The following is a 21,640-nucleotide window of genomic DNA, read 5'->3' as shown; positions in this document are numbered from 1 at the left end:
CTCCTGGAGTGACCAGGAGAAGACGCGGCCCTGCCCGGGACTTCCGTGGTCCCGGGCAGGGCGCAACAGCTCGAGTGGTGACCGATCTCCCTACCCAGAATGACCTGGGCCAGGTTCGGAGGGTCTGCGGCCGTGCCGCACTCTCAGCGCTGTGGCGCTCCCCTGTCGGAATATGCAGATGTGGATACGGCGATCAGACTACCGTTCGGTGGCCGCGAGCTGACCACACGCCCCGTCGATCTCCTGACCCCGGGTGTCCCGGATCGTCACCGGCACACCGTGGGCGGCGATGGCCTCCACGAACGCCTTCTCGTCCTCGGGCCGGGAGGCGGTCCACTTGGAGCCCGGCGTGGGGTTCAGCGGGATCAGGTTGACGTGCACCGGCTTGCCCCGAAGGAGCCGGCCGAGCCGGTCACCACGCCAGGCCTGGTCGTTGATGTCCCGGATCAGCGCGTACTCGATGGACAGCCGCCGCCCGGACCGGGCGCTGTACTCGAACCCGGCGTCCAGCACCTCGCGCACCTTCCACCGGGTGTTGACCGGCACGAGGGTGTCGCGCAGCTCGTCGTCCGGGGCGTGCAGGGAGATCGCCAGCCGGCACTTGAAGCCCTCGTCGGCGAAGCGGTGGATGGCCGGGACGAGCCCGACGGTGGAGACGGTGATGCCGCGCTGCGACAGCCCGAGCCCGTCCGGCTCGGGGTCGGTGAGGCGGCGGATGGCGCCGACGACCCGGTTGTAGTTCGCGAGCGGCTCGCCCATGCCCATGAACACGATGTTGCTGAGCCGGGCGGGACCGCCGGGGACCTCGCCGTCCCGCAGGGCGCGCATGCCGTCGACGATCTGGTGCACGATCTCGGCGGTGGACAGGTTCCGGTCGAGACCGGCCTGCCCGGTCGCGCAGAACGGGCAGTTCATCCCGCACCCGGCCTGGGAGCTGATGCACATGGTCACCCGGTCCGGGTAGCGCATCAGCACGGACTCGACGAGCGTCCCGTCGAACAGCCGCCACAGGGTCTTGCGGGTGGTGCCCTCGTCGGTGGACAGGTGCCGCACGACGGTCATCAGCTCGGGCAGCAGCGCCTCCCGCAGCCGGTCACGGCTGCCGGCGGGGATGTCGGTCCACTGCTCCGGGTCGTGCGCGTACCGCGCGAAGTAGTGCTGCGACAGCTGCTTGGCACGGAACGGCTTCTCCCCGACCGCGGCGACGGCCTCCTTGCGCTCGGCAGGAGTGAGATCGGCGAGATGCCGCGGCGGCTTCTTGGCTCCGCGGGGGGCGACGAAAGTGAGTTCTCCGGGTGCAGGCATAACTCCCCCAGTGTCGCAGATCGATTCCCGTTGCCGGGCCCGAGCGGGCTGGGGGCACTCATCCGCAGGTGGCGACCGCCGGTGGCGGCCGGCCCGGGCGGTCCGGGCGGTCCGGGCGGTCCAGGCGGTCCGGGCGGCCCGGTGACGGCCCAGGGCCGGGTACAGGCGTCCCCGGCCCCGCCTGGCGAGCGGTCACGGCGGTGCCGGGGCCGTGGGACGTCTCACGCCCCGGGCCGCTCCAGCCGGTCCTTGAGCATCCGTTCGTTGCGCGGGAGTTCCTTGCGGGCCTGGGCGCGGACGACGAGCGGGACCAGGACCTTGCCCATGCCGTGGCCCTCGAAGTCGACGTCGATCGTGACGTGGGAGCGGCGCCCCTCGTCGAGCGGCTCGACCTCGCCGTGCACGCGGGCCCGGACCGGGCCGTCCACCGTGCGCATGCCCCAGCTGTGCGGAGGGTCGTACTCGGTGACCTCCATGGTCATCGGCACGATCCGGTCGCGGCCGACGTGCCGTCTGACCCGGACCCGGGTCCCCACCCCCACCGGCCCCTCGTCCAGCCACTCGGCGGACACGGCGCTCAGCTGCCACTCCGGCATGCGCGGGGCGTCCGTGACGTAGGCGTACACCTCCTCGGGACGGCGGTCCACGTCGATGCTCTCTCGGATGACGGCCATGGCGGCCTCCTTCGGGAGGTACAGGTGCATCGTCCCACCTCGGGTCCCCGAAGTCGCCCGGAACGGCGGTGGGCCCCCGCCCTGCCGGACGGAGGCCCACCGAGTCGTACCGCTCGCCTCAGCCGGAACCCACGAAGAGCACCAGCAGCAGCCACACCACCGGAGCGGTCGGCAGCAGCGAGTCGAGCCGGTCCATGATGCCGCCGTGCCCCGGCAGCAGGGTGCCCATGTCCTTGATGCCGAGATCCCGCTTGATCATGGACTCACCGAGGTCGCCCAGCGTGGCGCTGACGGCGACCGCGAGGCCGAGGACCAGTCCCTGCCACCACGCCCCGTCGTCGATGAGGAACTGCAGGCACAGCGCGCCCGCCACCATGGCGAAGGAGACCGCGCCGAGCAGACCCTCGCGGGTCTTGCCGGGGCTGATGCGCGGCGCGAGCTTGTGCCGGCCGAACCGCCAGCCGACGGCGTAGGCGCCCGTGTCGCTGACGACGGTGAGCAGCAGGAAGGTGAGCACCCGCTGCGGACCGTCGTCCGCGGTGAGCATCATCGTCACGAACGTCGCCAGGAACGGCACGTAGAACGCCGCGAAGACACCGGCCGTGACGTCCCGGAGGTAGTTCTCCGGCGGTTCCGTCATGCGCCAGACCAGTACCGCCAGCGCCGTGAGCGCCATGGCGACCCAGGCGCCCTCGGCGCCCCGGACGTACCCGGCGACGACCATCGCGGCCCCGCCGAGCGCGAGCGGCACGAGGGGTGCCCGGATGCCCTTGCGTTCGTCGAGGCGCTTGGTCAGCTCCCACAGGCCCACCACGACGGCGACCGCGACGACGCCGACGAAGACGGCCTTCACGATGAACAGCGACGCGACGATCACCGCTCCGAGACCGACCCCGACCCCTATCGCGGCACTCAGGTCGCGACCCGCGCTCTTCTTCTGCGGCTTGGGGGCCGGCTGCGAGGCGTCGGGCATGGGCTCCGGATGGGTCTCGTCGCGGACCGGGAGGCCGCTCGGCCGAGCGATCCCCCGGTCGTCGTCCTGGTTTCCGCCGGATTCGGTCACGCCGGGAACGATGGGCATGGGGCGAGTCTGAGGCGCTTCATACGCATCGTATGCGGGACCCGCCGGAGCGGCCCCCGGGGCGTGTCCGTGGCCGGGACCGTAGGCGTACCCATGACCGGGGCCCTGCACGGGCCCGTGGCCCTGGCCCCGGTCGGTGGGTCCCCAGTACCCGGCCTGTGGCGGCGCCCCCCAGGAAGAGTCGTTCATCAGACCTCGAGCAGCTCCGCTTCCTTGTGCTTCAGGAGCTCGTCCACCTGCGCGACGTACTTCGCGGTGGTGTCGTCGAGCTCCTTCTCCGCACGGCGGCCCTCGTCCTCGCCGACCTCGCCGTCCTTGATCAGCTTGTCGATGGCTTCCTTCGCCTTGCGGCGCACGGAGCGGATCGAGATCTTCGCGTCCTCGCCCTTGCCCTTGGCGACCTTGATGTACTCGCGGCGGCGCTCCTCGGTCAGCTCGGGGAACACCACACGGATGATGTTGCCGTCGTTGCTCGGGTTGACGCCGAGGTCGGAGTCGCGGATCGCCTGCTCGATGTTGCGCAGCGCGCTCTTGTCGAACGGGGTCACCACGGCCATGCGCGGCTCCGGCACCGAGAACGAGGCCAGCTGGTTGATCGGGGTCGGCGCGCCGTAGTAGTCGGCCACGATCTTGTTGAACATCGCCGGGTGCGCACGGCCGGTGCGGATCGCGGCGAAGTCCTCCTTGGCGACCACGACGGCCTTCTCCATCTTCTCCTCGGCCTCGAGGAGGGTCTCTTCGATCACCACTTGCTCCTGCGTGTGAGTAGGCCCGGCTGCGTTTCCTCAGGGGCGGCGGCCGGCTGCGTCGCGTCTTCTTCTGCACGGTTCCCGACCGGCGGGACATTGTCCATCCCCCGGCCCGGCTCCGTCCCGTCCGTCCCCCGGACGGGGTTGTTCTCGGGGACCTCAGTCCCGGCTGCCGGCGTCCCCCACCAGCGTGCCGATCTTCTCACCCTTGACGGCCCGCGCGATGTTGCCCTCCGCGAGCAGCTCGAAGACCACGATCGGGAGCCTGTTGTCGCGGCACAGCGTCACGGCCGTGGCGTCGGCGACCTTGAGGTCGCGGGTGATGACCTCGCCGTACCCGAGGTGGTCGAACTTCACCGCGTCCGGGTTGGTCTTCGGGTCGGAGTCGTAGACCCCGTCCACGCCGTTCTTGCCCATGAGCAGCGCCTCGGCGTCGATCTCCAGCGCGCGCTGGGCGGCGGTGGTGTCGGTGGAGAAGTACGGCATGCCCATACCGGCGCCGAAGATGACCACGCGGCCCTTCTCCAGGTGGCGCACGGCGCGCAGCGGGATGTAGGGCTCGGCGACCTGGCCCATGGTGATGGCGGTCTGCACACGGCAGTCCACGCCGACCTTCTCCAGGAAGTCCTGCAGGGCCAGGCAGTTCATGACCGTGCCGAGCATGCCCATGTAGTCGGAGCGCGCCCGGTCCATGCCGCGCTGCTGGAGTTCGGCGCCGCGGAAGAAGTTGCCGCCGCCGATGACGACGGCGATCTGCGCTCCGTCGCGCACGACGGCCGCGATCTCGCGGGCGATCTTGTGCACCACGTCGGGGTCGACGCCCAGGCCCCCGCCGCCGGAGAAGGCCTCTCCGGACAGCTTCAGCAGGAACCGGCCGGGTACTTTGCCGTCGTCGCTCTTCTGGGCCTTGGTCGTCATGGGGGATCCCGCCTCTTTCACGTGGTGCACATGCGAAGAAGGCCATTGCCGGTGGGGCGTGATTCGCATCCCATACGGCAATGGCCTCCTCGTCAGATCTGCTGTCGTCCGCCACTCATGTGACGGCGTACGCGGACGACTGCTCCGACCCTATCGGGGCCGGGCGCCGATCGCGGTACGGACTCAGATGCCGACCTTGATGCGCGTGAAGCGCTTCAGGGTGACACCGGCCTCGTCCAGGACCTTCTGGACGGACTTCTTGTTGTCGAGCGCGTACGGCTGGCCGAGCAGCGTGGCGTCCTTGAAGAAGCCGTTGAGACGGCCCTCGACGATCTTCGGCAGCGCGGCCTCGGGCTTGCCCTCGGCGCGGGTGGTCTCCTCGGCGACGCGGCGCTCGGACTCGACGACCTCGGCCGGCACGTCCTCCTTGGAGAGGTACTTCGGCGCGAAGGCGGCGATGTGCTGCGCGACGCCCTTGGCGATCTCCGCGTTCGGCTTGTCCAGCTCGACGAGGACACCGATCTGCGGGGGCAGGTCGGGCATCGTGCGGTGCATGTAGGCCGTGACGTAGCCGTCGGCGTACTGCGCGAAGCGGTCCAGGACGATCTTCTCGCCCAGGTTGGCGTTGGCCTCGTCGACGAACGCCTGGACGGTCTTGCCGGACTCGATCTCGGAGGCGAGCAGGGCCTCGAGGTCGGCCGGGGAGGTCTTGGCGACGTGCTCGGCGATGGTCCGGGCCACGGCCTGGAACTTCTCGCCCTTGGCGACGAAGTCCGTCTCGCACTTCAGCTCGACGAGGACACCGGAGGAGTTGTCGTCGGCGATGATCGAGACGACGGCACCGTTCTCGGCGGAGCGGCCCTCGCGCTTGGCGACGCCCTTCTGGCCCTTGATGCGGAGCGCCTCGACGGCCTTCTCGACGTTGCCCTCGGCCTCGTCCAGCGCCTTCTTGCAGTCCATCATGCCGGCGCCCGTGAGCTCACGGAGCTTCTTGACGTCGGCGGCGGTGTAGTTCGCCATGAGTCTGTGAATCTCTCTCGAAGTCTGGAAGATCGAAGATCTGCGGATGCGCTCCATGGAGCAGGAGCGCGCTGTCCTACCGCTGACCTACGGGTGAACGGCGGGAGCGGACTTCACCGCGCCGGTGGGCGCTGGGTGCGGTGCCGCTCCCGCCGTCACCTCGGACTGACGGGTCAGGCCTGCTCGGCCTCGGCCGGCTTCTCGCCCTCGGCCGGCTTCTCGGCCTCGGCGGCCGGAGCAGCCTCGGTGGCCGGGGCGGCCTCGGCGGCCGGAGCAGCCTCGTCGGCCTTCTTCTCGCCCTCGAGCAGGTCGCGCTCCCACTCGGCCAGCGGCTCGCCCGCGGCCTTCTCGCCCTTGCCCTCGGTGGCGACACCGCTGCGGGCGATGAGGCCCTCGGCGACGGCGTCGGCGATGACGCGGGTGAGCAGGGTGACGGAGCGGATCGCGTCGTCGTTGCCCGGGATCTTGTAGTCGACCTCGTCGGGGTCGCAGTTGGTGTCGAGGATCGCGACGACCGGGATGTTCAGCTTCCGGGCCTCACCAACGGCGATGTGCTCCTTCTTGGTGTCCACGATCCAGACGGCGCTGGGCACCTTCTGCATCTCGCGGATACCACCGAGGGTCTTCTCCAGCTTGGCCTTCTCGCGCGAGAGCACGAGAAGCTCCTTCTTGGTCAGACCCGACGCGGCGACGTCCTCGAAGTCGATCTGCTCGAGCTCCTTGAGGCGCTGCAGACGCTTGTAGACGGTCGAGAAGTTGGTGAGCATGCCGCCCAGCCAGCGCTGGTTGACGAAGGGCATACCGACGCGGGTGGCCTGCTCGGCGATGGCCTCCTGCGCCTGCTTCTTCGTGCCGACGAACATGACCGTGCCGCCGTGGGCGACGGTCTCCTTGACGAACTCGTAGGCGCGGTCGATGTACGACAGCGACTGGAGCAGGTCGATGATGTAGATGCCGTTGCGCTCGGTGAAGATGAAGCGCTTCATCTTCGGGTTCCAGCGACGGGTCTGGTGACCGAAGTGGACGCCGCTCTCCAGCAGCTCCCGCATCGTGACGACGGCCATGGCCGTATCTCCTTGATTTTCTCGGTTGTGCCGCGGGTGCCGGACGGCTCCCGCGCCTGACGCCCGCTGCGCGCCGTGCCACGAGGGACCGAGGGGCGCAGATACGGACCGTCTCCGGCCGTCGTATCGGGGCGTGCGAAGTCGACCCGGTGACCCGGATCGCCACCAGAAGTGTACGGGACCCGGGAGGCCCCGGGTGACGCCGATGTCCACAAGCGGACGGCGGTCCACAGGCCCGGGCGGCGACGGGGGTGTTCCGCGACGATTCTCCGCATGCGAGCGAAGCGATGTGTGCGCGTGATCACGCGGCTGGTCCTGCTGGTGGTCCTGACGGCGACGGCCCTGCTGGCCCCTCCGCCGCCCCTGTTCGCGGCGGCCACCCCCGCCGCGGACCCCGCCGAGCCCGCCGAGCCCGCCGTGCCGGCCGTCGGCCGCGTGTGGCCCGTCGGTTCCCGCCCGCCGGTCCTGCGCGGCTGGGAACCGCCGACGACGGTGTACGCGGCGGGCCATCGGGGCGTGGACCTCACGGCACCGACGGGGGCACCGGTACGGGCGGTGGCCGCCGGGCGGGTGTCCTTCGCGGGCGGGGTGGCGGGCAGAGGCGTGATCTCGGTGGAGCTCACCGGGACGGGCGACCCCCCGCTGCGCACGACCTACGAACCGGTGACGGCGGCGGTGGAGAAGGGCGAGCAGGTGGCGGCGGGCCAGGTGATCGGCACGGTGGCGAGGACGGGGTCGCACTGCACGGCCACCTGCGTGCACTGGGGCCTGCGCCGGGGCGAGACGTACCTGGACCCGCTGTCCCTGCTCCCGCCGTGGCTCCTGCACAGAGGACCCTCCCGGCTGCTGCCGGTACCGGCGGCGCCCGGCTGACCACTCGGTGCCGGTACAGATGGTGCCCGGCTGACCGCTCGGTGCCGGTACAGACGGTGCCCGGCTGGCCGCTCGGGCCGGTGGCGGCGGCGCCCGGCTGACCGCCGGCGGCCGGTCAGAGCGGCCGGCGGCCGACCACCGGAGTGACGCCGCGCCTACCCCGCTGCCCCGATGCCCCCGATACCGGCTGGACGGCCCGGGTCGCACCGGTCCGCGCGGGGCTCAGCCCCCCACACCCCGCAGGGCCATCGACACCGCCGCGTCCGTGATCGCCTCGGGCTCCTCGGCCGCCCCCAGCTCGATCCGGCGTACCGCCGCGTCCACGACGCCTTGGACCAGCATCGCCGCGAGCCGCGGCTGCTCGTGCCCGAGCTCCCCCAGCGCCTCGACGATCATGGCGACCAGGCCCCCGTGCGCCGCGCGGATCTTTTCCCGGGCCCCGGCGTCCAGCTCGCTGGCCGAGATCGCCACCACGGCGCGGTGCCGCCGGTCGCCGACCAGCAGGAGCTGCCGGCGCACGTACGCCTCGACCTTGGCGCCGGGCGTCGGGGCCTGCTCCATCGCCGCCGCCACCTCGGCCGCCCAGACCGGGAAGTCGACCTCGCACAGCTCCTCGACGACGGCGGCCCGCGACCGGAAGTACTCGTAGACGCTCGACCGCGCGAGTCCCGTGCGCTCGGCGAGGGCGGGGAAGGTCAACGCCTCCGTACCGCCCTCCGACAACAAGGAACGAGCCGCGTCCAGCAGGGCGGCTCGCTGCATCGACCGGTGCTCGGCCACGGAGGCCGCTCGAATCCTTGGCACGTCAACCACTCTACGGACGCGCCTCGCCCGACGGGAGTACCTCCTGCCCAGCCGGTGACATCAGGCCGGGTCAGCGGCCGAAGCTCGCCAGTTTCGCTCGCAGCTGGAGCACCGACTTGGTGTGGATCTGACTGACCCGGCTCTCGGTCACGCCCAGCACGTTGCCGATCTCGGCGAGGGTGAGGCCCTCGTAGTAGTACAGCGTGACCACGGTCTTCTCCCGGTCGGGCAGCGTGTTGATCGCCCGGGCCAGGAACCTGCGCAGCTCCCGGTCCTCGGCGACCTCCACCGGGTTGTCGGCGGTGGTGTCCTCCAGCGTGTCCAGCACGCTCAGTCCGTCGCCGCCCTCGCCGCCGATGTGCAGCAGTTCGTCCAGCGCCACGACGTTGGCCAGGGACAGCTGGCTGAACACCGCGTGGAGGTCCTCGACGGCGATGCCCATCTCGCCGGCCACCTCGCCCTCCGTCGGCGTCCGCCGCAGCCGCGCCTCGAGCGTGGCGTACGCGCGCTCCACGTTGCGCGCCTTCTGCCGCACCGAGCGGGGGATCCAGTCCAGCGCGCGCAGTTCGTCGATCATGGCGCCGCGGATACGGGTGATCGCGTACGTCTCGAACTTGATCTCCCGGTCGATGTCGAACTTCTCGATCGCGTCGATCAGCCCGAACACCCCGGACGAGACGAAGTCCGCCTGCTCCACATTGGACGGCAGACCCACGCTGACCCGTCCGGCGACGTACTTCACCAGCGGCGAGTAGTGCAGGATCAGCTGCTCCCGCAGCCGCTCGTCCCCCGTCGCCTTGTACGACCGCCACAGCTCGTCGAGCGTCGAGGGAGCGGGCGGCCGCACGCTGCCACCGTCACGGGCGGCTGGGGGGATCGCCGCCCGGTCGGACCCGGAGGTGTGCTGGGGCATTCGTCGCCTTGTGCCGTTCTGCTGCGCAGGGGTGCTGCTGAGGTGGGCTGTCTGTCTGATGTCGAGTTGCCTGTCCGTGTCGGGATCCTCGTGAGCGTAGCGTGACTGCGGAGTCGCGGTGCGCGAGTGATGAGGGCGCGAGCAGGCGCAGAGACGTTCCTCGGGGCGCCCCGCAGCGCCCTCCGATCCGGTCGGTGTGACAACCCGAGAAGCCCAACTCGGCGCATTTGCAAGGGCTCTGGGGGTTCCCCCGGACGGCCGAACCGCGCGCGTCAGCCCGGCGCCCGCCCGTCCCGGACCGACATCACCGCCTGGCGTGTCAACTTCCAGCCGTCGCCGTGTCGTTCGACGTAACCGAGTGCTCGGAGTTCGTACAGTCTCGCGATCGCGTCGTCCGGTGCGGTCAGGGCGCGGCGTGCGATCTCGTCCGGCCGGGCGGTCCCCCGGGCCGGGAGTGCGGCGAGGACCTGCCGGGTGGCTGGTTCCAGTAGGTCCCGGGGCAGCACGGGCCCCCGGCGTTCGGGTGCCAGCTGCCCCATGTCGCCGACCAGTTCGAGGACGTCGGCGGCGTCGGTGACCAGGACGGCCTCGCCGCGCAGCAGTTCGTGGACGCCGGCGGACAGCGCGCTGGTGGCGGGGCCCGGCACGCCCATCGTGAGCCGCCCGAGGCGCTGCGCGGCCCGCGCGGTGACGAGCGAACCGCTGCGGTGGGCGGCCTCGACGACCACGGTGCCGCGGGTGAGCGCCGCGATCACCCGGTTGCGCAGGACGAACCGGGTGGGCGTCGGGTGGTCGCCGGGCGGCAGCTCGCCGACGACCAGGCCCTGCTCGGCGATCCTGCCGATGAGCTGGGTGTGCCCGCGGGGGTAGGGCCGGTCGACGCCGCAGGCCAGGACGGCGACGGTGGCGCCCCCGGCCCCGAGCGCGCCGCGGTGGGCGGCGCCGTCGATGCCGTAGGCGCCGCCGGACACCACGACCCAGCCCTGCTCCGCGAGGCCGGCGGCGAGGGTGGCGGCCATGTGGGCGCCGTACTCCGTGCAGGCGCGGGCGCCGACGACGGCCACCGACCTGAGTGCCCACAGGCGCAGGCCGGCCGGGCCGCGGACCCACAGTCCGAGGGGCCGGGCGTCGCCGAGGTCGTCGAGCTGCCCCGGCCACTCCGCGTCCCCGGGGCACACGAACCGCACGCCGGCCTCCCGGGCGACGGCCAGGTCCCGTCCCGGCCGGGCCAGGGCGGCCCGGGCGGCCATCCCGGCCCAGCGCTTCCCGCTCACCCCGGGCAGGACCGGCCCGCCCTCCGTCAGCCGCCGCGCCACCTCCCCGGCCCCGTACTCCCGCACCCACCGGCCGGCGGCCTCGTCACCCGGTTCGACGACGCGGGTGAGGAGCACGCGGTGGATCAGGTCGTCGTCTCGTTCTGCGGTGTCCCTCATGTCAGCGCCCCGATGGCCATGGGCACGCCGCGCGGGACGCCCGTGCGCAGCTGGAGGGCCAGGGCGACGTCCGTCGCGTCGGGGCGGTCGTGACCGACGAGATCGGCGACCGTCCAGGCGACTCTGAGCACCCGGTCCAGGCCACGGGCGGTCAGGACGCCCCGCTCCAGGTTGCGCTCGGCCTCGTCCATCGCCCCCGGCGCCGCGTACCAGCGGCTGCGCAGCTCACGGCCGGGCATCTCGCTGTTGGTGCGCCAGGGGGTGCCCGCGAGGCGCTCCGCCGCCCGGTCACGTGCCTCGCGCACCCGGTCGGCGACCGTCGCGGTGGACTCCCCGCGGGCGCCGCGGGCGGTCAGCTCGGTCCGGGTGACGCGATCGACCTCCACCCGGAGGTCGACGCGGTCGAGCAGCGGGCCGGAGAGCCTGGCCTGGTAGCGGCGGATCGCCGAGGGCGGGCACTCGCACAGGTCGTCCCGCAGCGAGAAGCGGCCGCACGGGCACGGATTGGCCGCGAGCACCATCAGGAACTTGGCCGGGAAGCGCACCACGCCCGCGCTCCGGGCGATCACGACGTGCCCGGCCTCCAAGGGCTGCCGCAGCGCGTCGAGGGCCTGGCTGCGGAACTCCGGCGTCTCGTCCAGGAACAGCACCCCGCGGTGGGACAGCGACACCGCCCCGGGGCGTGCGATCCCCGCACCACCGCCGACGAGGGCCTGCATGGTGGCCGAGTGGTGCGGGGCGCAGTAGGGGGCGACGTCGATCAGCGGCTTGCCGGGGGGCAGCAGTCCCGCGACCGAGTGCACCGCCGTGACCTCCAGGGACTCCTGCCGGCCGAGCCTGGGCAGGATGGCCGGCAGGCGCTCGGCGAGCATTGTCTTGCCGGCGCCGGGAGGCCCCTCGAGGAACAGGTGGTGCCCTCCTGCCGCGGCCACCTCCACGGCCGTGCGCGCCGAGGTCTGACCGACGACGTCCGCCAGGTCGTGGCCGTGATCGTGGTGGGCGGCTCCCACGCTGTGCATGCCGGTGGCCGCGCCCGTGCCCGGTACGCGCAAACCGGCCAGGAGCGGGTCCGGGCGGCCCGGCTCGTCCTGCTCCTCGTCGGGCACGGGCTCGTCGGCCAGCACCGCGATCAGCTGCCGCAGGCTGCGCACCCCCAGCACCGACACCCCCGGCACCAGCGACGCCTCCGCTGCCGCGCACTCCGGGACCACCACCTGCTCGTAGCCCGCGTCCGCCGCCGCCAGGACGGCCGGCAGGACTCCGCGGACCGGCCGGACCCGTCCGTCCAGCCCCAGTTCCCCGATCATGACGATGTCGGCGAGGACCCGGGGGTCGATGCGCTCCGCAGCGCCGAGGACCGCCGCCGCGACGGCCAGGTCGAAACCGCTGCCGGACTTGGGCACGGAGGCGGGGCTGAGCCCCACCGTGAGCTTCTTCTGCGGCCAGGCCGCTCCGCTGTTGACCACCGCCGCGCGGACCCGGTCCCGGCTCTCCGTGAGGCTCTTGTCCGGCAGCCCGACGAGGGTGAAGGCGGCGACTCCCGGCTCCAGGTCGGCCTGGACTTCGACGACCACGCCCTCGACGCCCACGAGCGCCACCGAACACGTACGGGCGAACGCCATTCAGGCCACCCCCCGCACGTGTTCGACCACGGCGGCGCCGCGCGCCGGCAGGAGCACTCCGACCAGGTCGATGCGGACGCCGCCGGGCGGGGCTCCCCCGTGGGCCTGGATCCAGCGTTCGGCGAGATCCCGCAGCCGCTCCGCCTTCTGCCGCGTCACGGCCGCCATCGGGTGCTCGAAGGGGCCCTCCCTGCGGGTCTTCACCTCGCAGACGACCAGGACGTCCCCGTCCCGGGCCACGATGTCGATCTCTCCGCTGCGGCCCGCGCGCCAGTTGCGCGCCAGGACCGTCAGGCCCGTCTCCGCCAGCCGCCGGGCCGCCAGCGTCTCTCCGTACCTGCCCATCGCACCGCGTGCGTTCATGTCGGCACCACCTCCGGCGCCAACGATCACGCGGCCGGGCCGCCGGAGTGGATCTTGGTGGACGGATCAGCGGATGTGGACAACCGCGTCACTCACACGAGTGAGCCGACGTCCCCGGCAGCCCGACGTCCCCGGCAGCCACCGGCGAGCGGGCCGCTCAGCTGCTGGGCAGCTCCAGGTCGCTCTTGTTGAGCTCCTCGATGTTCACGTCCTTGAACGTAAGCACCCGGACCTGCTTCACGAAGCGCGCCGGCCGGTACATGTCCCACACCCAGGCGTCCGCCATGGACACCTCGAAGAACACCTCGCCCTGGACCGAGTGCACCTGCATCTCGTAGTCGTTCGTGAGGTAGAAGCGCCGTTCGGTCTCGATCACGTATTTGAACAGACCGACGACATCGCGGTACTCCCGGTAGAGCTTCAGCTCCATCTCGGTCTCGTACTTCTCGAGGTCCTCGGCGCTCATGGCATGTTCCCCTTCAGCCGTGCGATCCCCCCATTGTGCGCCAGTCCCGTGCGCCCCTAGACGATTTCCGGGTCGAGGATCACAGGCCTGGCCGGGGGACCCTCGTCGAGCAGCGTGCGCAGCAGCCCGGCGAGTCTGGTCGGATACACCGTCTCATGTGCCCGGCTCAGTTCCGGACACGTCCACCAGCGCGCTCCGGCGACGCTGCGCCGTTCCAGCTCGGTCAGTCCGGCGGCGGCGACCGCCGTACGGTCCGTGCGGGCCAGGAAGTACCACTCGTCCTGGTCCCAGCGGCGCCCCGCGAACGGGAAGGAGCAGCGCCGCTGCCACAGCACCGGTCCGAGGTCGACGTCGGTGATGCCGGTCTCCTCGGCGAGTTCCCGCAGGGCGGCCTCCTCACGGGTCTCGTCACCCTCCACACCGCCGCCGGGGGTGAACCACCAGTCGTCGGCCGGGTCGTCCGGCTCGTGCCCGTGCAGCAGCAGGATGCGGTCCCGCGGGTCGAGCAGCACGACCCGGGCCACCTTGCGCAGCCCACCCTCATAGGTGTCCTGGCCCGCGCCCGCGGTCTCAGCGGGCACGCGCGGGCTCCGCGTCAGCGCGCCGGGCCGCGCCCGTGCGCTTGGCGATCGGCCCGTACGCGCCGCCGCCCAGCACGAGCACGGCGCCGACGATCACAAGCAGCACCATCGTGCGCAGCGGCCCGGGCGAGGAGAGGGAGCCGAGCTGCTCGAAGCCGGTGGGGCGCTCCAGCATGCCCTTCATGGGCCAGACGACGGCGTCCACCCGGGCGTCCACGCTGGAGCGGGCCACCGTGCCGCTGGCGGCGTCGGTCAGGTGGGCGGTGGAGTCCAGGGAACTGCCGCGCTCGTCGCCGAGCAGGAAGAGGCGTCCTTCCGGGACGGTCACCGTCGGGAAATTGGTGACCTCCGCGGGTGCGCCGTCCGGCAGATACGGTTCGTCGATCTCCTTGCCGTTGACCTTGAGCTTGCCGTCCTGGCAGCAGGAAACCGTGTCGCCGCCGACGGCGACCACGCGCTTGACCATGGGGGCGTTGCCCCAGTTCGTGTCCTTGAAGACCACGACGTCCCCGCGGCGCACGTCGTCGCCGTCGACACGCTGCGCCATGATGCGGTCACCCGCGTCGATCGTCGGGGTCATGGAGCTCGTGGGCACGGTGTACGGCAGGTAGACCACCGCTCCCCAGGCGAAACCGCCGAGGAAAAGCACCAGGCCCAGCGCGACGGCCAGCCCGGACAACCGCTGTCCGGTCCGGCTGCCCACCGGGCCCGTACCTGAGCCGCCGCTGCGCGCGGCCGTGTGCGTCATGCTCTCGCCACCCATGGGTCCGCACCCTACCCGGGGGTACGGTCCGCGGTCAGCCCATGACCGGCGTCACCTTCACCGGCCGCTCCCGGCCGGCCCGGCTCCCCTCGGGCGCGTCCCCGCGCCCCGGCCTCACTGCTTGCGGCGGCGCCACCACACCACGGGCAGCACGCCGGCCAGTGCCAGGCCCTGCGGGGCGACCGTCCAGCCCGCGGCGGCCGGCTGGGCGTTCAGACCGCTCTGGTCGAAGGTGTCCGGCACCGGCAGGGTGTCCCAGCGGTTCACCGGCCAGGCGATGACGACGGCGCGGCCCACGACGTCCTTCACGGGGACCATGCCGTCGTGCTTGTCGGCCTGGTTGTAGCGGGAGTCCCGGGAGTTCTGCCGGTGGTCGCCCATGACCCAGATGAAGCCCTCGGGGACCTTCACCTTGAACTGGCCGCCCTGGTCGTCCTGGCTGCACGGGGTGTTGCCGGCGTAGACGTAGGGCACCTCGTCCAGCGCCTTGCCGTTGACCTTCAGCGGGCCGGTGCCGTTGCACTCGACCGTGTCGCCGCCGACGCCGATGACGCGCTTGATGAGGTCCTTCTCCTCCGAGGACGGCATGAGGCCGATCCAGCTGAGGAACGTCTGCAGCGCGTTCGGGTCGGTGGTGGGCTCGCCCGCCAGCCAGTTGTCCGGGTCGTGGAAGACGACGACCTCGCCGCGCTCGGGCTCGGAGCCGAACCACGGGGTGAGCTTGTCGACCAGGACGCGGTCGCCCTGCTGGAGGGTGTTCTGCATCGAGTCGGAGGGGATGGAGAACGCCTGCACCAGGAAGGTCTTGATCAGCAGCGCCAGGACGAGCGCGATGCCGATCAGGATCGGAAGCTCCTTCCAGAAGGAGCGCTGCTTCTTCGGCGCCCGCGGCGTACCGCCCGGCCCCTGGTCATCGGCTGTCGTGTGCTCGCCCGTCACCCTGTCGTCCTCGGCTGTTGCCCCGGCGTCATTCCCGGAGGTCACGGCGCTGTCCGCTGCCGGGGCGGCGGATTGCGCGGGGCGCCCGCGGTGTTCCTCGCCGTCGTGTCCGGACCGTGCGCCGACCGCCACATCCCCCACGCCAACTCCTCACTCTGTGCCGCCGCCCGCGCCAGATTCGGCGCAGGCCCACCACTCCCATAACGAGCGGGAGTTCCGCAGGAGTCGGGAGCTGGATCGATCCGTTCGCATCGTAGGGGGCAACCCTATGCGACAGTTCGGGACCGGCGGTCGACCCGGTGGCCGAGTCGGACACGGAGGCATAGGTGTTCGGTTCGTCCAGGGTGGTCCAGTGCCCGAAGGGCCAGGCGATCACCATGGCCCGGCCGACGACCTCGTCCTCGGAGACCGTGCCGCCGTAGTCGGTGTTCTGGTGGACGCGGGAGTCCGCGGAGTCGTTGCGGTGGTCGCCCATCACCCACAGCCGCCCTTGGGGCACGGTGACGTCGAACGGGGTGTCGGACGGCGCGGCCCCCGGGTACAGGTAGTCCTCGATCAGGGGGACGCCGTTGACGGTCACCCTCCCCTGTGCGTCACAGCACTTGACGCGGTCGCCGCCGACGCCGACGACCCTCTTGATGAGGTCCTTCTCGTTCTCCGACGGCAGCAGGCCGATGAAGGTGAGCCCCTCCTTGACCTGCTTGACGACGACGGGGTCCTCCTTCTTGGGGCCCGTCTGCTCGTCGCGGAGCCAGCCGCCGGGGTCCTTGAACACCACGACGTCCCCGCGCTCGGGCCTGGAGCCGAACCACGGGGTGAGCTTGTCGACCAGGACGCGGTCGCCGATCTGGATCGTCTGCTCCATGGAGCCCGACGGGATGACGAAGGCCTGGACGAGGAACGTCTTCAGCACCAGGGCGATCAGCACGGCGACGCCGACGAGGAGAGGTATCTCCTTGACGGCACTGCGCCTGCGGCGCCGCTTGACCTTGCGCTGGAGCCGGCGCCGCTCGGCGCGGCTTCGGCCGCTGGAGGGCGCGGAGGCGCGCCGGGCGCCGGTGGGCAGGAGGTTCTCCGCGGGGCCGGCGGGGACGCCACGCGGTTTGCCGCGGTTACCCATGGGCGTCCGCCCTGGCGGCGGGCACGCGCGCGTAGGCGCCGGGGCGGTCGAGCCCGGTGGCGTGGCCGAAGGGCCAGACGATCCAGTCGGCGCGCCCGATGACGTCGCCGACCGGGATCATGCCGCCGCCGGGCGAGCCGAGGTGGTCGCGCGAGTCGCTGGAGCGGCTGCGGTGGTCGCCGAGGAGGAACAGCCTGCCCCGGGGCACGACGACGTCGAAGGGCACCGCGGAGGGGCTGTCGCCGGGGTACAGGAAGCCCGACTCGTCGACCGGCCGGCCGTTCACCTGGATCCTCCCCTCCTCGTCGCAGCAGACCACATGGTCCCCGCCCACACCGACAACGCGCTTCACGTAGTCGGCGTGCCCGAAGTACCCGGTGCCGTCGAACACGACGATGTCTCCCCGTTGCGGCGCGGCACCGAAACGGTACGCCAACTTGTTTACGAGAACGCGGTCGCCGATCCTCAATCCCCGCTCCATGGAACCGCTGGGAATCTGGAAGGGGCGCAGCACGAAGGTGCTGACCAGCAGCAGGAACAGCAGGCAGAGCAGCAGGGTGAGGGTGGTCCGGCCGCCGGGGAACCAGGAGCCGGGCCTCGACAGCAACGCGAAACGCGACCGTCCCTCCGGCCCTGCGGAGTCCGAGGCCGGCTGACCGGCGTCGGAAGGGCGGGAGGAGCGGTCGCGCTCCGGATGCTGTGCTTCGGTGTCCATCGGAGCCAGATGCTATCCGGCTCCGGCGCGGACCCCGGAGAGCGCTCAGTTCTCGCGCTTCTCCTTGATCTTGGCGGCCTTGCCGCGCAGCTCGCGCAGGTAGTACAGCTTGGCGCGGCGGACGTCACCCTTGGTGACGAGCTCGATCTTCTCCACGATCGGGGTGTGCACCGGGAACGTGCGCTCGACGCCGACGGAGAAGGAGACCTTGCGGACCGTGAAGGTCTCGCGGACGCCGGAGCCCTGGCGGCGGATCACGACGCCCTTGAACTGCTGCACACGGGAGCGGTTGCCCTCGATGACGCGGACGTGCACGTTGACCGTGTCGCCCGGGCGGAAGGCGGGGACGTCGCTGCGCAGCGACGCGGAGTCGACGGTGTCGAGCAGGTGAGACATTTCGTCTGCTTTCCTCGCTGATGCCACAGGTCATCAACGGAAACTAGGTGTTTCGGGATCGGGGCCGTGCCGGTCGGACGGGCGTCGTCTCCCCCTGTGGCAGGGGCGCGCGCCGGACCTGGGCACAACAGCTGGCTATTCTTCCACGCCGTCGGTCCTGCGCCAAAATCGGCCGTACGGCCTGCCCGCCGGGTCCGGTGCCCAGCCGAGGATGGAGAGCATCTCGCGGTCCTTCTTGTCGAAGGCCCCGGGGTCGCAGCGCTCGATGAGGTCGGGCCGGTGCGCGGTGGTGCGCTTGAGGGCCTCGTCACGCCGCCAGCGGGCGATCTTCCCGTGGTGGCCGCTCAGGAGCACCTCGGGGATGTCCCGGCCGCGCCACTCGGGCGGCTTGGTGTAGACGGGGCCTTCCAGCAGGTTGGCCATCGCACCGGGCGCGAAGGAGTCGTCGCGGTGGGACTCCGCGTTGCCGAGGACGCCCGGCAGCAGGCGCGCCACAGCCTCGGTGACGACCAGGACGGCCGCCTCTCCCCCGGCCAGGACGTAGTCGCCGATGGACACCTCGTACACCGGCATGCGGGTCGCGTACTCGTCGACGACGCGGCGGTCGATGCCCTCGTAGCGGGCCGGGGTGAAGATCAGCCAGGGGCGCTCGGAGAGGCGGACGGCGAGTTCCTGGGTGAAGGGGCGGCCGCTGGGGGTGGGCACGACGAGGGCGGGCTCGCGGGAGCCGGCCTCGTAGCCGTCGGCGAGGACGGAGTCCAGTGCGTCCCCCCAGGGCCCGGTCTTCATGACCATGCCGGGGCCGCCGCCGTAGGGGGTGTCGTCGACGGTGTTGTGCCGGTCGTAGGTCCACGCGCGCAGGTCGTGCACGTGGACGTCGAGCTGTCCCCGCGCGCGTGCCTTGCCGACGAGGGAGACGTTCAGCGGTTCGAGGTACTCGGGGAAGATCGTGACGACGTCGAGGCGCATCAGGACTCGTCCCGGCTGGAGGCGATCTCCGCGCGGTCGTCGATCAGGCCCGGGGGCGGGGTGATGACGGCCCGCTGCTCCTCCAGGTCGATCTCGGCGACGATCTCCTCGACGAAGGGGATCATCACCTCGCTGCCGTCGGGGCGCTCCACGATGAACAGGTCCTGGGTGGGCAGGTGGGAGATCTCCGTGATGCGGCCGACCTCGGTGCCGTCGGCGGTGACCACGTCCAGGTCCATGAGCTGGTGGTCGTAGTACTCGTCCTCCCCCTCGGGCAGTTCCTCCGGGTCGATCTCCGCGATGAGGAGGGTGTTGCGCAGGGCCTCGGCGCCGGTGCGGTCGCCGACGCCCTCGAAGCGCAGCAGGAGGCGGCCGCTGTGGACGCGGCCCGTCTCGATGGTGAGGGGTCCCGCGGAGGCGGGGTCGGTGGCGAGCACGGCGCCGGGGGCGAGCCTCAGCTCGGGCTCGTCGGTCCGTACCTCGACGGTGACCTCGCCCTTGATCCCATGGGCACGGCCGATCCGTGCGACTACCAACTGCACGTGTGCGATCTCCTGTCGTACGACTACGGGCCGGGGACGGCCCTCAGGCCTTCCCCGGCCCGAGCCGGTTGCGTTCAGCGTCAGCGGACGTGGTCCACGTCGACGAGGTCGACGCGGACACCGCGACCGCCGATGGCGCCCACTACGGTGCGCAGGGCGCGAGCGGTGCGGCCGTTGCGGCCGATCACCTTGCCGAGGTCGTCCGGGTGGACCCGGACCTCGAGCACTTGCCCGCGGCGCAGGTTGCGCGAGGCGACCTGCACATCGTCGGGATTGTCGACGATGCCCTTCACGAGGTGCTCGAGAGCCTCCTCGAGCATGATCAGGCCTCGGTCGAAGCGGAGTCGGCGGCGGCCTCGTCCTTCTTCTCAGCCTTCTTCTTCTGGGTGATCGCCTCACCCTTGCCCTCGTCGTCACCACCGAGAGCCTCGAACGACGGGCGCGCGGCCTTCTCGGGCTGCGTCAGGAGCGGCGCCGGGGCCGGCTCGCCCTTGAACTTCTGCCAGTCGCCGGTCTTCTTCAGGATGGCGAGCACGGGCTCGGTCGGCTGCGCGCCGACACCCAGCCAGTACGCGACACGGTCCGCGTCGACCTCGATGACCGACGGGTTGTACGTCGGGTGGTACTTGCCGATCTCCTCGATCGCACGGCCGTCACGACGGGTACGGGAGTCGGCGACGACGATGCGGTAGTGAGGCGAACGGATCTTGCCCAGACGCTTCAGCTTGATCTTGACTGCCACGGGAGTGGAATCTCCTGGATTTGACGTGGTTGGGCACGGCGAGACGCCGCGTGGGGTTGCGGTACCCGAGTGCCCGATGGACGCGTCAGCCGGAGGAGAGAGGGGTCCTGTGCGGCTGTCGAGTACAGCTAGCCATTGTGCCACACCCGGCGGGCCGCTCCGGCCGGGGGCAGAGGCCGCCGCCTGCGGGCACGCCTGAGCGGCACCCGGCGTGGAGGTGGGACACGTCGGGTGCCGGCCACGGTCCGGCGTCGGTCCGACCGGCAGCCACGAGTTGCCGGTGGGAGACGTCAGCCGGCCACCGCTCCCACGACGTCCGGGATGCGGAACGGCTTGCCGCAGCCGCCGCAGACGATGGGGGCCTGGGCGAGGACCGAGGGGACGACCCGGACGTTGCGGCCGCAGTCGCAGACCGCCTTGACGCGGACGCCGCCGCCGGAGGAGCCGTGCCGGGCGGCCGGACCCCGGAAGGTGCGGGAGGTGTCGGAGGAGGTGGCCGCCGTGTGCGCCTTCAGGGCGCGCTGGAGGCGCTCCATGGTCGGGCGGTAGCGCCGCTTGGCCTCGGGGGTGAGCGTGACCAGCGAGAAGCCGCTGCTGGGATGCGGTTCCTCGGGGTGGTCCAGGCCCATCTCCTCGGCGATCGCGAGGAATCTGCGGTTGTGGTAGCGGCCCGCACGGGAGGTGTCGCGTACGCCGCGGGCTGCGGCGATGCCATGGACTGCCTCATGGAGCAGTCGCTCGAAGGAGAGCTCGTGACCGCACGCGGACGACGACTCCCCGATCAGGGACTCTGGCGCGGCAAGGTCGGGCAGCTCGGGGTGGTACCGCTGAATGTCGGCCCACGCCTGTGCCAGCTCTGCGGCGAGAACAGGTGGTGTCTGTGTCGTGCTCACGTAATGACAACGAGCCGGGGTGCCCCAGTGTTCCGATTCCGGGGCATCCCAAATATTTTGCACGTACCCGTCAGTTGCCTCTGATGCGTCCCGACGAGGGCGGGTGCGCTGATCTGCGGAGAAGCCTCGCAGCTCACCACAAGCTGGTGCGTACTTCTCGCTACGCCCCGGCGCGTAGGGCACCTGCGCACGCCGGTATTGCGGGAGTCCGCCGGGGCGCAAGGGGCGTTCCGGCCGCCTTGCGCCCGCCCGGACGGCGTGTGCGTGCTTCAGCAAGCGCGTGCGACGACCGCGACGTTACCGGGCGCGTCCCCGTCGTCCGGCACCGACCCGTCCTCGGCGACCAGGCACCGTACGGTCACCGCGTGATCGGCCAGCTCGGCCTCGCCCTCCTCGCCGAGCATCGACCACGGGATGCGGGCCCAGCCGCCGGCCGTGGCCGCCTCGACGGCCTCCTCGATCGTGGAGACCTCGGCGGTGCGCGACTCCCGGCGATCCCGGGACTGCCCGAGCAGCAGCGCCTGGTCCTCCTCCAGGACCTTCGGGAGCAGCTCGGGCAGGGCGTCCATCTCCGCCTGCATCCGCTCCCACAGCCCGTAGCCGTACGGCCGGATGACCATGGTGCCGCGCACCGGACCGTTGTCGGCGAGCTCCGCCTTGGTGATCAAGTCCTGGTACCAGCGCGGGAAGTCGAC

Annotated in this window: 25 protein-coding genes, 1 pseudogene and 1 riboswitch; of the genes and pseudogenes, 1 reads left to right on the top strand and 25 read right to left on the bottom strand. The window is 71.5% G+C overall.

Features of this window, described 5'->3' with window-relative positions:
- Nucleotides 1-69: 69 nt before the first annotated feature.
- A riboswitch (TPP riboswitch) is annotated at nt 70-174 on the bottom strand.
- 24 nt (nt 175-198) lie between these two features.
- The 7 genes from rlmN to rpsB all read right to left on the bottom strand — a co-directional run bounded on the left by rlmN (nt 199) and on the right by rpsB (nt 6,811).
- Nucleotides 199-1,305, bottom strand: a complete 1,107-nt coding sequence (gene rlmN, locus ACZ6ZN_RS31265) for a dual-specificity RNA methyltransferase RlmN (RefSeq protein ID WP_398106325.1) — start codon at nt 1,303-1,305, stop codon at nt 199-201.
- A gap of 221 nt (nt 1,306-1,526) precedes the next feature.
- Complete coding sequence (locus ACZ6ZN_RS31260) at nt 1,527-1,979, bottom strand: SRPBCC family protein (RefSeq protein ID WP_469651457.1); 453 nt, start codon at nt 1,977-1,979, stop codon at nt 1,527-1,529.
- Between the two features lie 118 nt (nt 1,980-2,097).
- Entirely contained in the window at nt 2,098-3,249 is a 1,152-nt protein-coding gene (locus tag ACZ6ZN_RS31255; RefSeq protein WP_398106327.1) for a phosphatidate cytidylyltransferase, read from the bottom strand.
- Nucleotides 3,249-3,806: a ribosome recycling factor gene (frr, locus tag ACZ6ZN_RS31250; protein WP_006136598.1), complete on the bottom strand. Its 558-nt coding sequence runs from the start codon at nt 3,804-3,806 to the stop codon at nt 3,249-3,251. The genes ACZ6ZN_RS31255 and frr overlap by 1 nt, the downstream gene beginning before the upstream one ends.
- Before the next feature lie 162 nt (nt 3,807-3,968).
- A complete protein-coding gene (gene pyrH, locus ACZ6ZN_RS31245) occupies nt 3,969-4,727 on the bottom strand; it encodes a UMP kinase (RefSeq protein WP_398106329.1) in 759 nt (252 codons plus the stop codon).
- Between the two features lie 183 nt (nt 4,728-4,910).
- Complete coding sequence (gene tsf / locus ACZ6ZN_RS31240) at nt 4,911-5,747, bottom strand: translation elongation factor Ts (protein ID WP_398106331.1); 837 nt, start codon at nt 5,745-5,747, stop codon at nt 4,911-4,913.
- A gap of 173 nt (nt 5,748-5,920) precedes the next feature.
- On the bottom strand, nt 5,921-6,811 hold the full coding sequence (gene rpsB / locus ACZ6ZN_RS31235) for a 30S ribosomal protein S2 (protein ID WP_398106332.1): 891 nt from the start codon (nt 6,809-6,811) through the stop codon (nt 5,921-5,923).
- 273 nt (nt 6,812-7,084) lie between these two features.
- Between rpsB and ACZ6ZN_RS31230 the strand changes: the two genes are divergently transcribed.
- Entirely contained in the window at nt 7,085-7,684 is a 600-nt protein-coding gene (locus tag ACZ6ZN_RS31230) for a murein hydrolase activator EnvC family protein (RefSeq protein ID WP_469651452.1), read from the top strand.
- A gap of 222 nt (nt 7,685-7,906) precedes the next feature.
- Here ACZ6ZN_RS31230 and ACZ6ZN_RS31225 read toward each other — a convergent pair whose 3' ends face one another.
- The 18 genes and pseudogenes from ACZ6ZN_RS31225 to ACZ6ZN_RS31140 all read right to left on the bottom strand — a co-directional run.
- Nucleotides 7,907-8,464, bottom strand: a complete 558-nt coding sequence (locus tag ACZ6ZN_RS31225; protein WP_398107095.1) for a TetR/AcrR family transcriptional regulator — start codon at nt 8,462-8,464, stop codon at nt 7,907-7,909.
- 94 nt (nt 8,465-8,558) lie between these two features.
- Nucleotides 8,559-9,401: an RNA polymerase sigma factor WhiG gene (whiG, locus tag ACZ6ZN_RS31220; protein ID WP_451877080.1), complete on the bottom strand. Its 843-nt coding sequence runs from the start codon at nt 9,399-9,401 to the stop codon at nt 8,559-8,561.
- 272 nt (nt 9,402-9,673) lie between these two features.
- The gene (gene dprA / locus ACZ6ZN_RS31215) at nt 9,674-10,834 is read right to left on the bottom strand and encodes a DNA-processing protein DprA (protein ID WP_469651450.1); all 1,161 of its coding nucleotides are present in this window, start codon (nt 10,832-10,834) and stop codon (nt 9,674-9,676) included.
- Nucleotides 10,831-12,456 (bottom strand): YifB family Mg chelatase-like AAA ATPase, encoded by a 1,626-nt coding sequence (locus ACZ6ZN_RS31210; protein WP_451877081.1) that lies wholly within the window; start codon nt 12,454-12,456, stop codon nt 10,831-10,833. Before ACZ6ZN_RS31210 ends, dprA begins: the two co-directional genes overlap by 4 nt.
- A complete protein-coding gene (locus ACZ6ZN_RS31205) occupies nt 12,457-12,849 on the bottom strand; it encodes a YraN family protein (RefSeq protein ID WP_451877082.1) in 393 nt (130 codons plus the stop codon).
- Nucleotides 12,850-12,976: 127 nt separating this feature from the next.
- Nucleotides 12,977-13,285 carry a DUF2469 domain-containing protein gene (locus ACZ6ZN_RS31200; RefSeq protein WP_055510545.1) on the bottom strand — a complete coding sequence of 103 codons (309 nt, stop codon included), beginning with the start codon at nt 13,283-13,285 and terminating at the stop codon, nt 12,977-12,979.
- Nucleotides 13,286-13,341: 56 nt separating this feature from the next.
- Nucleotides 13,342-13,866, bottom strand: a complete 525-nt coding sequence (locus ACZ6ZN_RS31195; protein WP_398106338.1) for an NUDIX hydrolase — start codon at nt 13,864-13,866, stop codon at nt 13,342-13,344.
- Nucleotides 13,856-14,629, bottom strand: a complete 774-nt coding sequence (lepB, locus tag ACZ6ZN_RS31190) for a signal peptidase I (RefSeq protein WP_398106339.1) — start codon at nt 14,627-14,629, stop codon at nt 13,856-13,858. The genes ACZ6ZN_RS31195 and lepB (ACZ6ZN_RS31190) overlap by 11 nt, the downstream gene beginning before the upstream one ends.
- A gap of 114 nt (nt 14,630-14,743) precedes the next feature.
- Complete coding sequence (gene lepB, locus ACZ6ZN_RS31185; protein ID WP_398106340.1) at nt 14,744-15,709, bottom strand: signal peptidase I; 966 nt, start codon at nt 15,707-15,709, stop codon at nt 14,744-14,746.
- Entirely contained in the window at nt 15,597-16,688 is a 1,092-nt protein-coding gene (lepB, locus tag ACZ6ZN_RS31180; RefSeq protein WP_469651445.1) for a signal peptidase I, read from the bottom strand. The genes lepB (ACZ6ZN_RS31185) and lepB (ACZ6ZN_RS31180) overlap by 113 nt, the downstream gene beginning before the upstream one ends.
- Nucleotides 16,681-17,403 (bottom strand): signal peptidase I, encoded by a 723-nt coding sequence (gene lepB, locus ACZ6ZN_RS31175; protein ID WP_451877086.1) that lies wholly within the window; start codon nt 17,401-17,403, stop codon nt 16,681-16,683. Before lepB (ACZ6ZN_RS31175) ends, lepB (ACZ6ZN_RS31180) begins: the two co-directional genes overlap by 8 nt.
- Nucleotides 17,404-17,448: 45 nt before the next feature.
- A complete protein-coding gene (rplS, locus tag ACZ6ZN_RS31170; protein WP_030852073.1) occupies nt 17,449-17,799 on the bottom strand; it encodes a 50S ribosomal protein L19 in 351 nt (116 codons plus the stop codon).
- Nucleotides 17,800-17,934: 135 nt separating this feature from the next.
- Nucleotides 17,935-18,768 carry a tRNA (guanosine(37)-N1)-methyltransferase TrmD gene (trmD, locus tag ACZ6ZN_RS31165; RefSeq protein ID WP_398106343.1) on the bottom strand — a complete coding sequence of 278 codons (834 nt, stop codon included), beginning with the start codon at nt 18,766-18,768 and terminating at the stop codon, nt 17,935-17,937.
- Nucleotides 18,768-19,310: a ribosome maturation factor RimM gene (gene rimM / locus ACZ6ZN_RS31160; protein ID WP_398106344.1), complete on the bottom strand. Its 543-nt coding sequence runs from the start codon at nt 19,308-19,310 to the stop codon at nt 18,768-18,770. The genes trmD and rimM overlap by 1 nt, the downstream gene beginning before the upstream one ends.
- Nucleotides 19,311-19,390: 80 nt before the next feature.
- Nucleotides 19,391-19,630, bottom strand: a complete 240-nt coding sequence (locus tag ACZ6ZN_RS31155; protein WP_115744409.1) for an RNA-binding protein — start codon at nt 19,628-19,630, stop codon at nt 19,391-19,393.
- Between the two features lie 2 nt (nt 19,631-19,632).
- On the bottom strand, nt 19,633-20,052 hold the full coding sequence (gene rpsP, locus ACZ6ZN_RS31150; protein ID WP_333937175.1) for a 30S ribosomal protein S16: 420 nt from the start codon (nt 20,050-20,052) through the stop codon (nt 19,633-19,635).
- Between the two features lie 290 nt (nt 20,053-20,342).
- Nucleotides 20,343-20,945 carry a hypothetical protein gene (locus ACZ6ZN_RS31145; RefSeq protein ID WP_333937174.1) on the bottom strand — a complete coding sequence of 201 codons (603 nt, stop codon included), beginning with the start codon at nt 20,943-20,945 and terminating at the stop codon, nt 20,343-20,345.
- A gap of 269 nt (nt 20,946-21,214) precedes the next feature.
- A pseudogene (locus tag ACZ6ZN_RS31140) lies at nt 21,215-21,514 on the bottom strand (proline--tRNA ligase); the annotation flags it as partial.
- Nucleotides 21,515-21,640: the final 126 nt, after the last annotated feature.

The sequence above is a fragment of the Streptomyces sp. NPDC053665 genome, assembly GCF_055585285.1.
The sequence above is the reverse complement of the archived record's forward strand: the minus strand, read 5'-3'. Positions and strand labels throughout refer to the sequence as shown.